The organism is Pseudomonas sp. P9_35, from assembly GCF_034008205.1.
Lineage (GTDB): Bacteria > Pseudomonadota > Gammaproteobacteria > Pseudomonadales > Pseudomonadaceae > Aquipseudomonas > Aquipseudomonas kilonensis.
In genome coordinates, this window is the sequence record NZ_CP125373.1 from 5,194,808 (window position 1) to 5,207,848 (window position 13,041).

10 protein-coding genes and 1 pseudogene are annotated in these 13,041 nt (G+C 63.1%); 6 read left to right on the forward strand and 5 right to left on the reverse strand.

Annotation, left to right across the window (positions count from 1 at the left end; genetic code table 11):
• Window positions 1–157: 157 nt before the first annotated feature.
• Window positions 158–1,489 (forward strand): DUF58 domain-containing protein, encoded by a 1,332-nt coding sequence (locus QMK47_RS23010; protein WP_320389376.1) that lies wholly within the window; start codon window positions 158–160, stop codon window positions 1,487–1,489.
• Between the two features lie 343 nt (window positions 1,490–1,832).
• Window positions 1,833–2,180 (forward strand): DUF6124 family protein, encoded by a 348-nt coding sequence (locus tag QMK47_RS23015; protein WP_258689224.1) that lies wholly within the window; start codon window positions 1,833–1,835, stop codon window positions 2,178–2,180.
• 139 nt (window positions 2,181–2,319) lie between these two features.
• Here QMK47_RS23015 and QMK47_RS23020 read toward each other — a convergent pair whose 3' ends face one another.
• Complete coding sequence (locus QMK47_RS23020; RefSeq protein ID WP_024617542.1) at window positions 2,320–2,679, reverse strand: PilZ domain-containing protein; 360 nt, start codon at window positions 2,677–2,679, stop codon at window positions 2,320–2,322.
• A gap of 291 nt (window positions 2,680–2,970) precedes the next feature.
• Window positions 2,971–3,345 carry a tetratricopeptide repeat protein gene (locus QMK47_RS23025; RefSeq protein WP_092223455.1) on the reverse strand — a complete coding sequence of 125 codons (375 nt, stop codon included), beginning with the start codon at window positions 3,343–3,345 and terminating at the stop codon, window positions 2,971–2,973.
• 308 nt (window positions 3,346–3,653) lie between these two features.
• On the opposite strand from QMK47_RS23025, the gene pyk reads away from it, so the two are divergent.
• Window positions 3,654–5,105 carry a pyruvate kinase gene (gene pyk, locus QMK47_RS23030; protein ID WP_018605630.1) on the forward strand — a complete coding sequence of 484 codons (1,452 nt, stop codon included), beginning with the start codon at window positions 3,654–3,656 and terminating at the stop codon, window positions 5,103–5,105.
• Between the two features lie 351 nt (window positions 5,106–5,456).
• On the opposite strand, the pseudogene QMK47_RS23035 reads toward pyk, so the two are convergent.
• The 3 genes and pseudogenes from QMK47_RS23035 to QMK47_RS23045 form a co-directional block, all read right to left on the reverse strand.
• Window positions 5,457–5,558: pseudogene (locus tag QMK47_RS23035) on the reverse strand (enoyl-CoA hydratase); the annotation flags it as partial.
• Between the two features lie 6 nt (window positions 5,559–5,564).
• Window positions 5,565–6,500 carry an iron-sulfur-binding ferredoxin reductase gene (locus QMK47_RS23040; protein ID WP_320389377.1) on the reverse strand — a complete coding sequence of 312 codons (936 nt, stop codon included), beginning with the start codon at window positions 6,498–6,500 and terminating at the stop codon, window positions 5,565–5,567.
• The gene (locus QMK47_RS23045; protein WP_214509394.1) at window positions 6,493–7,599 is read right to left on the reverse strand and encodes a sensor domain-containing diguanylate cyclase; all 1,107 of its coding nucleotides are present in this window, start codon (window positions 7,597–7,599) and stop codon (window positions 6,493–6,495) included. The genes QMK47_RS23040 and QMK47_RS23045 overlap by 8 nt, the downstream gene beginning before the upstream one ends.
• Window positions 7,600–8,084: 485 nt before the next feature.
• Between QMK47_RS23045 and QMK47_RS23050 the strand changes: the two genes are divergently transcribed.
• From QMK47_RS23050 to QMK47_RS23060, 3 genes are all read left to right on the forward strand, one after another.
• Window positions 8,085–9,608, forward strand: coding sequence for a fumarate hydratase (locus tag QMK47_RS23050; RefSeq protein ID WP_053189777.1), 1,524 nt, complete (start codon window positions 8,085–8,087; stop codon window positions 9,606–9,608).
• A gap of 303 nt (window positions 9,609–9,911) precedes the next feature.
• Window positions 9,912–11,678, forward strand: coding sequence for a sensor histidine kinase (locus tag QMK47_RS23055; RefSeq protein ID WP_258689227.1), 1,767 nt, complete (start codon window positions 9,912–9,914; stop codon window positions 11,676–11,678).
• Window positions 11,671–12,996 (forward strand): sigma-54-dependent transcriptional regulator, encoded by a 1,326-nt coding sequence (locus tag QMK47_RS23060; RefSeq protein ID WP_253477634.1) that lies wholly within the window; start codon window positions 11,671–11,673, stop codon window positions 12,994–12,996. Before QMK47_RS23055 ends, QMK47_RS23060 begins: the two co-directional genes overlap by 8 nt.
• Window positions 12,997–13,041: the final 45 nt, after the last annotated feature.

Below are 13,041 nucleotides of genomic sequence, written 5' to 3' on the forward strand. Positions count from 1 at the left end.
TTGCTCCCGCTGGGCTGCGAAGCAGCCCCCAAGTTCTATCTGACACACCGCCAGGGGACGCTGCGCGTCCAGCGGGAGCAAGCTCCCTCGCCACAGGAAACCTCACTGCAGTAAATTTCCTTGCCAAGGCCAACATCCCCTGCAAGGGCACGCACCCATGAAACCCTCGCGCCTGCTGCTGACCTGGCTCGCCGTGCTGCTGGCCGTGAGTATCGTGCTCGGCGCGCTGCGGGCGTTGGGCATGGCGGTGCCATCGGCGCTGCTGTCGATCAACTGGGGGCTGCTGTTGGCCTTGCTGGCCCTGGCGCTGCTCGACGCGGTGCGCGTCAGGCGCCTGCCCTCGCCGCGGGTTCAACGGCAGATGCCCGGCAGCCTGGCCCTGGGACGCTGGGGGGAAATCCGCTTGAACATCAGCCATGACGTTGCCCAGCCGTTGCACGTGCAGCTCTTCGACCATGTACCCAACGGCCTGGACTTCGAAAACCTGCCGCTGTCGGTCGAGCTGCAACCCGACCAGCGCAGCCAGGTCGGCTACCGCCTGCGCCCGCTCAAGCGCGGGCACTTCGCCTTCGAACATTGCGAGATCAACCTGCCGAGCCCGCTAGGCCTGTGGACCGACAAGCGTCTGCTGGACGCGGTCGATGAGACTCGGGTCTACCCGGATTTCGCCAGGCTCTACGACGGTCAACTATTGGCGGTGGACAACTGGCTGAGCCAGCTCGGCATCCGCCAGCGGCAACGACGCGGCCAGGGCCAGGAATTCCATCAACTGCGCGAATTTCGCGAGGGCGACAGCCTGCGCCAGATCGACTGGAAAGCCACGGCCCGCCATCGCACGCCGATTGCCCGGGAATACGAAGACGAGCGCGACCAACAGATTATCTTCATGCTCGACTGCGGCCGGCGCATGCGCAGCCAGGACGGCGAGTTGTCGCACTTCGACCACGCCCTCAATGCCTGCCTGCTGCTCAGCTACACCGCGCTGCGCCAGGGCGATGCCGTGGGCCTGAACACGTTCGCCAGCGATCAGACCCGCTACCTCGCCCCGGTCAAAGGCACCGGCCAGCTCAACGTGTTGCTCAACACCGTGTACGACCTCGACAGCAGCCAACGCCCCGCCGACTACCAGGCCGCAGTCACCCAGCTGTTGGCCCGGCAAAAACGCCGGGCCCTGGTGGTGCTGGTGACCAACTTGCGGGATGAGGACGACGCGGATCTGCTCGCGGCCGTCAAACGCTTGGGCCAGCAGCATCGGGTGCTGGTGGCCAGCCTGCGGGAAGAGGCCCTCGACCGGTTGCGCCAGACGCCGGTGCAAACCTTGCCCGAGGCCTTGGCCTACTGCGGGACGGTGGATTATTTGAATGCACGGGCCGAACTGCACAAGCAGTTGGCCGCCCACGGCGTCCCGGCCCTGGATTCGCGTCCTAGTGAATTAGGTGCGGACCTGGTGACCCAATACCTGGCCTGGAAAAAGGCTGGGACGGCCTAGGTCCTACAGCGAGCCGGCAAAACTCCGGCTGACTACAGCGTCTTGCGCAACGGACTACAGATCCGCCAGAATCCGCCGGCTTGTGCGCTTTGACGTCGCCCCGTAACTTGATTCGCGTCGCTGATATCCAGCGATCGGGTTTAGTCGCCCGGGCAGTAGTAGCGTGTGCACAAGCGTCATCCAGTCAGGCCTCCCTATCCCTGCACTTGATGGTGGCTGTACGCAGGGCGCTCTCGGGCGCGCCGGTTTTGCTACTCCTCCCGGTCGACTAACCTGCGTATAGCCGCCACCCCCATCGTTTAGTCGCGAAAAAGTGACGGCTCCATTTCTAAAGGAGCAGTAAATGATCAAGCCGACCCCAAATCCACCCCACGAAACCCTCGACCCCGAAAAGCTCGACGAAGCCGCTCAAAGAGCCCTCGACTACTACCTCAAGCCCAACCACGGCCAACCCGACAAAAGGCCTTACAAACAACCGGACTACTTCATCGTCGCCCCCGACGCCGACCCCGAAGGCATGCTCGCGCACACCTACGAAACCTTCTGCTCGGTGAGCACGTTGATCCTGGATTTATCGGAAGACCTGGAAGGCGCCCCGCGCAACCTGGCCCTGGCGATTCACCAGATGGGCGAGATGGGGGTGTTGTTGCTGGAGAAGATGCTGGATAACGAGGCGAAGGTTCAGCGCTAGAAGAGGTGTATGAGAAACCTGTGGGAGCGAGCTTGCTCGCGATAGCGGTGGATCAGCTTGCAGCAATGCTGAATGTATCGCCGCCTTCGCGAGCAAGCTCGCTCCCACAAAGTGTTACGCCAACAAAAGTGACCGGGGCTCAGGCCGATTCCGGCAACGGATAAAAACTGAAATATTGCTGCAATGCGCTGATCAGTTGCCCGTACTCCGGCGGCGCCCATTTCAGGCTGAAACCGGCGTCGAAATGCTGCGGCGTCACGTCTTCGTGGCACCACAGGCAATTGGCCCTGAGCACAATGTTCTGCTGCGGTCCCTCATCGGCAGGGATTTTCAGGAGCAGGTCAAAGTCCGCGCCGACCATTAACGGTAAATGGCTGATCAGCATCAGGCCATCTGCGGAGACATTGCCCAGGAAACCGATAGGCCTGCCGTTGACACCATTGAACACTCTCAGGAAACACGGCAGCTGATGCCGTTCGATTCGCCGCTTTTTGTACATGTCCTGTATCGCTTTTTGAACGACCCCGAATCGGGGCAACCTGATACTTCGGAACGAGCACACGCCAGCTCGCTCTCCCCGATCCCGGTGCCAGACGCTCACAAGCGTTCAGGCCCTAGTGCTGCCGGTCACAGGTGCCGCTTGAAGTTAGAGATTTAGCTCTAATGACGATTTGTACAAATATAGCTCAAGGTGGTGTGGAGGCCAGTCCTTGTGCAAACCTTTCATAAACAAAAACATGCCAGGCGCTTGTGGCCGGGGATCGCCCCGGCCAATGGCTTGGTGAGCCTGTCAGGACGCCGTCGGGCGGATCGCCGAGGCGCTGCGGGTCGGATAATGGCCCAGGCTCTGCAGGGTCTCGAGCCGGGCGCGGGCGCGGAAGGCGTATTCACTGTTAGGGTATTGCATGATGATGAACTGGTAGGTCTGCGCCGCATCGACAAACAGCTTCTGCCGTTCCAGGCACTGGCCGCGCAGCATCGAGACTTCCGGCTGCATATAGCGGCGGGCACGGCTGGCGCGGTCGACCTGGGACAGTTCGAGCATGACCTGCTCGCAATTGCCGCGGTCATAGGCCTTGTAGGCCAGGTTCATGTGATGGTTCATCGACCAACGGGTGCAGCCCGTGACGCTCAGGGCCAGGGCAACAAAAAGCACGAATCGCATGGGAGGTTCTCCTGTCTTGAGCTCTGTATCGACCTGGCTGGGAAAATCTGTAGGAGCTGCCGAAGGCTGCGATCTTTTGATCTTCCGCTTGGGATCCAAGTGCCTGGGGAAAGATCGCAGCCTCGTTGCACTCGGCAGCTCCTACAGGATGAGTTCACATGACAAAGGGGTCACCGCGTCACAAAAGGCGCAAAAATTTTCAGGAATGTTCATTTCGAAAAACAAACGAAAAAGTAGTGCATATGAACAATGACTACACCCAAAGAGCATAGTAGCCTTCGCTGGCGCTTGAACTTGAGGAGTCTTGCATGTCCGTCCGTCGCACCAAAATCGTCGCTACCCTTGGCCCGGCCAGTAATTCGCCGGAAGTTCTCGAACAGCTGATTCTGGCTGGCCTGGACGTTGCCCGCCTGAATTTCTCCCACGGCACCCCCGACGAGCACAAGGCTCGTGCCAAGCTGGTGCGCGACCTCGCCGCCAAGCACGGCCGCTTCGTTGCCCTGCTGGGTGACCTGCAAGGCCCGAAGATCCGTATCGCCAAATTCGCCAACAAGCGCATCGAGCTGAAGATCGGTGACGCCTTCACCTTCTCCACCAGCCATCCGCTGACCGAAGGCAACCAGCAGGTGGTCGGCATCGACTACCCGGACCTGGTCAAGGACTGCGGCGTGGGCGACGAGCTGCTGCTCGACGACGGTCGCGTGGTGATGCGCGTCGAAACCGCCACCGCCACTGAACTGCACTGCGTCGTGACCATCGGCGGCCCGCTGTCGGACCACAAAGGCATCAACCGTCGCGGCGGTGGCCTGACCGCTCCGGCCCTGACCGAAAAAGACAAGGCCGACATCAAGCTGGCCGCGGAAATGGAAGTCGACTACCTGGCCGTGTCCTTCCCGCGTGACGCTGCTGATATGGAATACGCCCGTCAACTGCGCGACGAAGCCGGCGGTACTGCCTGGCTGGTGGCCAAGATCGAACGCGCCGAAGCCGTGGCCGACGACGAAACCCTCGATGGCCTGATCAAGGCGTCCGACGCCGTGATGGTGGCCCGTGGCGACCTGGGCGTGGAAATCGGCGACGCCGAGCTGGTGGGCATCCAGAAGAAGATCATTCTGCACGCACGCCGCCACAACAAAGCGGTGATCGTCGCGACCCAGATGATGGAGTCGATGATCCAGAACCCGATGCCGACCCGCGCCGAAGTGTCCGACGTAGCCAACGCCGTACTCGACTACACCGACGCCGTGATGCTCTCGGCCGAGAGCGCCGCCGGCCTCTATCCGCTCGAAGCGGTGCAGGCCATGGCACGCATCTGCATCGGCGCTGAAAAGCACCCGACCAGCAAGACCTCCAGCCACCGCATCGGCAAGACCTTCGAGCGCTGCGACGAGAGCATCGCCCTGGCGACGATGTACACCGCCAACCACTTCCCGGGCGTGAAGGCGATCATCGCCCTGACCGAAAGTGGCTACACGCCGCTGATCATGTCGCGCATCCGTTCCTCGGTGCCGATCTACGCGTTCTCCCCGCACCGCGAAACCCAGGCGCGCGCGTCCATGTTCCGTGGCGTCTACACCGTGCCGTTCGACCCGGCCGCCCTGCAACCGGGCGAAGTCAGCCAGGCGGCGGTGGATGAACTGGTCAAGCGTGGCGTGGTGCAGACCGGCGACTGGGTCATCCTGACCAAGGGCGACAGCTACCACACCATCGGCGGCACCAACGGGATGAAAATCCTGCATGTTGGCGACCCGATGGTCTGAGTGACCGAGCGCTGAAAAACAAAAGCCCTGCCATGTGAATGGCGGGGCTTTTTGGTTTTTGCTCTTGGAGAATGTAGTGCCTGAACTGCCGCTATCGCGAGCAAGCTCGCTCCCACAGTAGGTTTGTGGTGTTCATGAATAATGTATTCAACACAACCTCCCTGTGGGAGCGAGCCTGCTCGCGATAGCGGTGGGTCAGATTGCATTGGTGTTGAATGTGCCGCCGCCATCGCGAGCAGGCTCGCTCCCACATTGGGATTTGTGGTGTTCCGCGATTTTTCGACCGCCCCCCAATCCCCTGTGGGAGCGAGCTTGCTCGCGATAGGGCCAGTCCAGCCGCTGCAAAACCCAATGCCTGTTGATAGACCCCGACAACGCCGCTACCGCCTCGGGCGAGCGCAGCCGTTGGGTGAACCGCCTGTCAATCACCTCGCGCAACTGTTCCCGGCCTGGAAACGCTCAACCACGGGGCAGGAAGACGTCGGCCAGCAGTTGATTGCGCGGCAAACCGGCCAGGTACAAGCGCTTGGCAAAGGCCTCGACCCGGTCAGGATGGCCGCAGAGCAAGGCTTGGGTTTGCCGTGAAACAAGGCGCAGTTGCGCCAAGGCGGACGGCGCCTCGGCTGCGCTCAGCAGCTCCACGGTGAGGTTTTGATGCTTGGCCGCCAGCGCCGCCAGGGGTTTGGCCAGGTAATGCCCGGCCGCATCATGGGCCACGTGAATAAGGCGAATCGCGCCTTGATGCTGCTGGCGCAACGCTTCGCGCAGCAAGCCAAACAACGGCGCCAGGCCGGTGCCGGCGGCGAGCAGCCACAACGGCCTGTCGTGCCAGTCGGGGTCGTAATGCAGGGCACCGCCGCGCAACTCGCCCAGGCGGATCGGATCACCGGCCTTCATCTGCCGGGCCGCATCAATGAACTGGCCGGGCTCGCGGCAATCGAGGTGGAACTCCAGGAATCGGTCTTCCTCGGGCAGGCTCGCCAGGGAATACGGCCGGGCCACGTCACCAGTCCACAGCACCAGGTGCTGCCCGGCCTGATAACGCAGCGACCGCTCGGGGGTGATGCGCAGGCGCAGGACCTCGCCACCGAGCCAATCCACCGCAGCTACGTGAGCGGCCTGGCCGTCGCGTTGCGGGTCGAAGGTGTGGATCTGCACATCCTCGACCACCTGGCATTGGCAGGCCAGCCGCCAGCCCTGGTCGCGTTGCGCCGGGTTCAAGGCGTCGGGACGACTGTCGCGCACATCGCCGCCCACGCACTGCACCAGGCACGCGTGGCAACTGCCGGCACGACAACTGTAGGGCACTGCCACACCAGCGCCGTTCAAGGCGTCCAACAGGTTACTGCCCGCCGCCACCGTCCATTGCCGACCGGCGACTGTCAGTTCAGGCATCGACGTTCTCCCAGGCGGCAGCGCACCGATTTCGACCGTCTCGCTTGGCACGGTAAAGGGCCTGGTCGGCACGCTGCAACGCGTTGTCCAGGTCATCGCCCATTTCCAGCATCGTCATGCCCGCCGACAAGCTGAGGGCGCCGACCTGCAGGCCGATCAGCTCGACTTCAGTGAACGCCAGCCGCAGCCGCTCGCAGCAGGCCGTCAGGCGCTGGGGGTCGCAGGCGGGCAGCAGCATGACGAATTCCTCGCCGCCATAACGAGCCAATACATCGCCCTCGCGCAGGCACGCCGTGGCGACCGCGGCAAATGCCTGCAGCACCTGGTCGCCAGCAGCGTGGCCGTGCAGGTCGTTGATGCGCTTGAAATGGTCGAGATCGATCAGGGCCAGGCCATGGGCGATGCCGGGTCTGAGGGTGTTGAGTTCGCGCGAAGCGAGGCGCAGGAAGTGCCGGCGATTGAACAGCCCGGTCAGCTCATCGGTGGCCACCAGGTCTTCGAGCTGGCGCATCATCCCGCGCAAGGTGTCCTGGTGCGCCTGCAGGGCAAACCGCCGCTGGCGCATGCGCTGGCGTGAGGTCTGGACGTAGCGGGCGTAGAACACCAGCCACACCAGCACAAGAAACAGCACAGCCACCTGCAACCCGGCCAAGGTGGGATCGGGAAGCCGGAAGAAGTAACCGTCCCACAGGGTAATAGCGGTGAAGCTGATAAACACCAGCGCCGCGCAGCGCACAAAGGCCCGGCGTGACAGGTGAAACAGCCCGAACAGCAGGATCAATACATAAAACACCAGGAACACGCCCCGAGCCTGGTCCAGGTGCGCCATCATCCAGGTCTGCCAGCCCAGGCCGATCAACACCTGCGCTTCGGTAAGGCTGGGGTCGGCGAAGCGCAGGTTACGGTCGGTGATAAACAGCGCGAACAGTCCGGCCTGGCACAGCACCACCAACACGCTGCCGATGATGACATCGCGCAACGAATCGAGGTAATGACCACTGAAAAATGCCAGCCACAACAAAACCAGTGCCAGCGCGTACGTCGCGGTCGCCAAAGCGAAGCGTTTCAGCAAAAGACGTTGAATGGCGTTATGGGTCAATCGTTGACTCACCATGGGAAAGGAAACTGACAGGAGGCGTCCTACGCTACAGGCCAGACGCCACTTTAGTGGCGTGTAGGACAAATGACCATTCAATTCTGGAGCAGAAAAATGGCGTCAAAGCAATGGCCTATATTGACGCAGTGTTTTGAGGCCTGACACATAGCCTGCACATCGCCCTGTTGGGCTGTGGGAGCAAGGTTTCTGTGGGAGCAAAGCTTGCTCGCGATGCAGGCGCCTCGATTCCCCGGGAGACCGCGTTGTCTTCATCGCGGGCAAGCCTTGCTCCCACAGAAGCTTTGCTCCCACAGTCTTGCTCTCACAGCTCGCTCCCACAGGGGGCCGGCCTGCGATATACTGCCGCGCCTTTTTAGCGTCGCGCCAGCATGCCCGGCGTGCCTTATAGAGGTGCCGCCCGTCGACCGATGCACCCAAGCGGCCGGCACCTTATTGAATGTTCCCGTCTTTAGAGAGGAGCGCGACTCATGACCGTGATCAAGCAAGATGACCTGATACAGAGCGTTGCTGACGCTTTGCAGTTCATTTCCTACTACCACCCCGTGGATTTCATCCAGGCGATGCACGAGGCCTACCTGCGCGAAGAGTCGCCGGCAGCCCGTGACTCCATGGCGCAGATCCTGATCAACTCGCGCATGTGCGCCACCGGCCATCGGCCGATCTGCCAGGACACCGGCATCGTGACCGTGTTCGTGCGCGTGGGCATGGACGTGCGTTGGGACGGCGCGACCATGAGCCTGGACGACATGATCAACGAAGGCGTGCGTCGCGCCTACAACCTGCCGGAAAACGTCCTGCGTGCCTCCATCCTCGCCGACCCGGCAGGCGCACGCAAAAACACCAAGGACAACACCCCGGCGGTCATCCACTACTCCATCGTCCCGGGCAACACCGTGGAAGTGGACGTGGCGGCCAAGGGCGGCGGCTCCGAGAACAAGTCGAAGATGGCCATGCTCAACCCGTCCGACTCCATCGTCGACTGGGTGCTGAAAACCGTTCCGACCATGGGCGCCGGCTGGTGCCCACCGGGCATGCTCGGCATCGGCATCGGCGGCACCGCCGAGAAAGCCGCGGTCATGGCCAAGGAAGTGTTGATGGAATCCATCGACATCCACGAGCTCAAGGCTCGCGGCCCGCAGAACCGTATCGAAGAGATGCGCCTGGAGCTGTTCGAGAAGGTCAACCAACTGGGCATCGGTGCCCAGGGCCTGGGTGGCCTGACCACCGTGCTCGACGTGAAGATCATGGACTACCCGACCCACGCCGCCTCCCTGCCGGTGTGCATGATCCCCAACTGCGCCGCCACCCGTCACGCCCACTTCGTGCTCGATGGCAGCGGCCCGGCGTCGCTGGAAGCGCCACCGTTGGACGCCTACCCGGAAATCGTCTGGGAAGCCGGCCCGTCGGCCCGTCGCGTCAACCTCGACACCCTGACCCCGGAAGACGTGCAGAGCTGGAAACCGGGCGAGACCGTGCTGCTCAACGGCAAGATGCTCACCGGCCGCGATGCCGCGCACAAGCGCATGGTCGAGATGCTGAACAAGGGTGAAACCTTGCCGGTGGACCTCAAGGGCCGTTTCATCTACTACGTCGGCCCGGTCGACCCGGTAGGCGAAGAAGTCGTCGGCCCAGCCGGCCCGACCACCGCCACGCGGATGGACAAGTTCACCCGTCAGATCCTCGAGCAGACCGGCCTGTTGGGCATGATCGGCAAATCCGAGCGCGGCCCGACCGCCATCGAAGCGATCAAGGACAACAAGGCTGTCTACCTGATGGCCGTCGGCGGCGCCGCTTACCTGGTGGCCCAGGCGATCAAGAAATCCAAGGTCCTGGCGTTCGCCGAACTGGGGATGGAAGCGATCTACGAGTTCGAGGTCAAGGACATGCCGGTGACCGTTGCGGTCGATAGCAAAGGCGAGTCGGTACACATCACCGGTCCTGCCATCTGGCAGAAGAAGATCAGTGACAGCCTGGCGGTCGAAGTGCAGTAACAGGCATTTTGGCGCGGTGAAAAAGGCCGGTGGGGCGACAAGCCCACCGGCCTTTTTTTGTGCGCAGATACCGAAAAGGCGCTTGCGCCCTCCGAGGGCGTAGGTACGTAGGAGCGTAGGAGCTGTCGAGTGCAACGAGGCTGCGATCTTTCCCCAAACACTTGAGTCCCAAGCGGAAGATCAAAAGATCGCAGGCTTCGCCAGCTCCTACAGGGCTCAGGGCGAGCGATGGCGGTGGTACAGGCCCCAAGACGTTCCAACATGCTATCGTGCCCGCCCGACTTTCCACTGGTTTACGCCAGCATGCTGCCGACTACCCGTACCTTGCGTCTGTCGTTGTACACCTTGCTGATCCTCACCGGCGCGGCCGTTGCCGCCACCCTCGCCGTGCGCCACGCCGAACGCGCGGCCCTGGAAGAAGACGCCAGCCGGGCCAACCAGCAGTTGGCGCTGTACGCCACTTCGCTGCATACCCTGATCGAACGCTACCGCGCCCTGCCCGCCGTGCTGGCGCTGGACCCGGAGTTACGCTCGGCCCTCAAGGGGCCGGTCAGCGCCGCGCAGCAGGATGCGTTGAACCGCAAGCTGGAACAGATCAATGGCGCCGCCCAGTCATCCACCCTGGAATTGCTCGACCACACAGGCCTGGCCGTCGCGGCCAGCAACTGGCGCCTGCCCAGCAGCTATGTCGGGCACAACTATGGCTTTCGTCCGTATTTCCTCCAGACCCGCACCCAGGGCACCGGGCGTTTTTATGCGGTGGGCGTGACCAGCGGCATCCCGGGGTACTTTCTCTCCAGCGCCGTGACCGACGACAACGGCGAGTTCCTCGGCGCAATGGTGGTAAAGCTGGAGTTTCCGGAGCTTGAGCGCGAATGGCGCCAGGGCAGCGACACCCTGCTGGTCAGCGATGCCCGGAGCATCATCTTCATCGCCAACCGCCCGGGCTGGCGTTATCGCCACTTGCAGCCGCTGAGCGACAGCGACCGCGCCGAGCTCAAGGCCACCCGTCAATACGACAAGCAACCGCTGCAACCGCTGGTTTACGAGCCGTTACGGCGCTTTGACGACAATAGCCATCTGGCCCGGGTCGAGACCCCCGATGGCTCGACGGACTACCTGTGGGAATCCTTGCCGCTGACCGCCGAAGGCTGGACGCTGCACTTGCTGCGCCGTCCGCAGATCGCCTTCGAAGACCGGCGCAATGCCGGGCTCGCGGCCGCCGGGTCGTGGCTGGCGCTGGTGTTCCTGCTGCTGTTTCTCAACCAGCGCTGGCGCCTGGCAAAATTGCGCCAGCGCAGCCGCGAAGAGCTTGAACGGTTGGTCGAAGAACGTACCCGGGATCTGCGCACGGCCCAGGACGGGCTGGTGCAATCGGCCAAGCTGGCGGCACTGGGACAGATGTCCGCGGCCCTGGCCCATGAAATCAACCAGCCCTTGACCGCCCAACGCATGCAATTGGCGACCCTGCGCTTGTTGCTCGATCACGGCCGGGTCGATGACGCCTACAAGGCCCTCAAGCCGGTGGACGACATGCTGACGCGCATGGCCGCCCTCACCGGTCACCTGAAGACCTTTGCCCGCAAAAGCCCCAGCGGTCTGCGCGAACGCCTGGACCTGGCGGCGGTGGTCGACCAGGCGCTGCAATTGCTGGACACGCGCCTGCGCGACGAACAGATCAACACCGTGCTGCACGTGACTCGACCGGCCTGGGTGCGCGGCGATGCGATCCGCCTCGAACAGGTGTTGATCAACCTGCTGCGCAACGCCCTCGACGCCATGGCCGACCAACCCATCAAGCGCCTGGAAGTGCGCCTGGAGGCCGATGAGCAATTGTGGCGCCTGACCGTCAGTGACAGCGGCACCGGGATCGCCGAGGAACACCTGGCCCAGGTGTTCGATCCATTCTTCACCACCAAGGCGGTGGGCGATGGCCTGGGCCTGGGGCTGGCGGTTTCGTTTGCAATCATCCATGAATCCGGTGGACGACTGACGGCGGACAACCATGAGCACGGCGCGGTATTCTGCGTGACCTTGCCCATTGATCAGGAGGCGCAACTGCATGCTTGATTCAGTCATGGTCGTGGATGACGAAGGCAGCATCCGCAGTGCCGTCGAGCAGTGGTTGAGCCTGTCGGGGTTCCAGGTGCAGTTGTTCAGCCGCGCCGACGAATGCCTGGCCCGGTTGCCGGAGCATTTCCCCGGGGTGATCCTCAGCGATGTGCGCATGCCCGGCCTCAGCGGCCTGGAACTGTTGGCCGAAGTGCGCCGCCGCGATCCCGACCTGCCGGTGATTCTGTTGACCGGCCACGGCGACGTACCCATGGCCGTGGAGGCCATGCGCGACGGCGCCTACGACTTCCTGGAGAAACCCTTCAGCCCCGAAGCCCTGCTCGGCAGCCTGCGCCGGGCCCTGGACAAGCGCACCCTGGTCCTGGAAAACCGTCGCCTGCATGAACAGGCCGACGCCCGGGTCCGACTCGATGGGACGCTGCTGGGGGTTTCCCGTGCGTTGCAAAACCTGCGGCGCCAGGTGCTGGACCTGGCCGCACTGCCGGTCAACGTGTTGATCCGCGGCGAAACCGGCAGCGGCAAGGAACTGGTCGCCCGTTGCCTGCACGACTTCGGCCCGAGGGCGAGCAAACCCTTTGTCGCGTTGAACTGCGCGGCCATTCCCGAGGCACTGTTCGAAGCGGAGCTGTTCGGCCACGAAAGCGGCGCCTTCACCGGCGCCCAAGGCAAGCGCATCGGCAAGCTCGAATACGCCGACGGCGGCACGCTGTTTCTCGACGAAATCGAGAGCATGCCCCTGGCCCAGCAGGTCAAGTTGCTGCGGGTATTGCAGGAACAGAAGCTCGAACGCCTGGGCTCCAACCAGAGCATACAGGTGGACCTGCGCATCATCGCCGCCACCAAGCCCGATCTGCTGGACGAAGCCCGGGCCGGGCGTTTTCGCGAAGACCTGGCCTATCGCCTGAACATCGCCGAGCTGCGCCTGCCGCCGCTGCGTGAACGGCGCGAGGACATTCCCTTGCTGTTCGAACATTTCACCCACAGCGCCGCCGAACGCCTGGGCCGCCCCGCCGCGCCCCTGAGCGGCCCGCAGTTGAGCCATCTGCTCAGCCACGACTGGCCCGGCAACGTGCGGGAACTGGCCAATGTCGCCGAACGCCAGGTGTTGGGGCTCGATCAACTGCCCGTCCTGGAGACGGAGCCGGGCCAGTCCCTCGCGGCCCAGCAGGAAGCCTTCGAAGCCCAATGCCTGCGCGCCGCCCTGACCCGGCACAAAGGTGATGTGAAAGCCGTGCTTGAGGAACTGCAACTGCCGCGCCGCACCTTCAATGAGAAGATGCAGCGGCATGGGTTGAGTCGGGAGATGTTTTTGTAGGGCCGGCTGAATTTGCTGTGTCTGTACCGGCCTCATCGCGAGCAA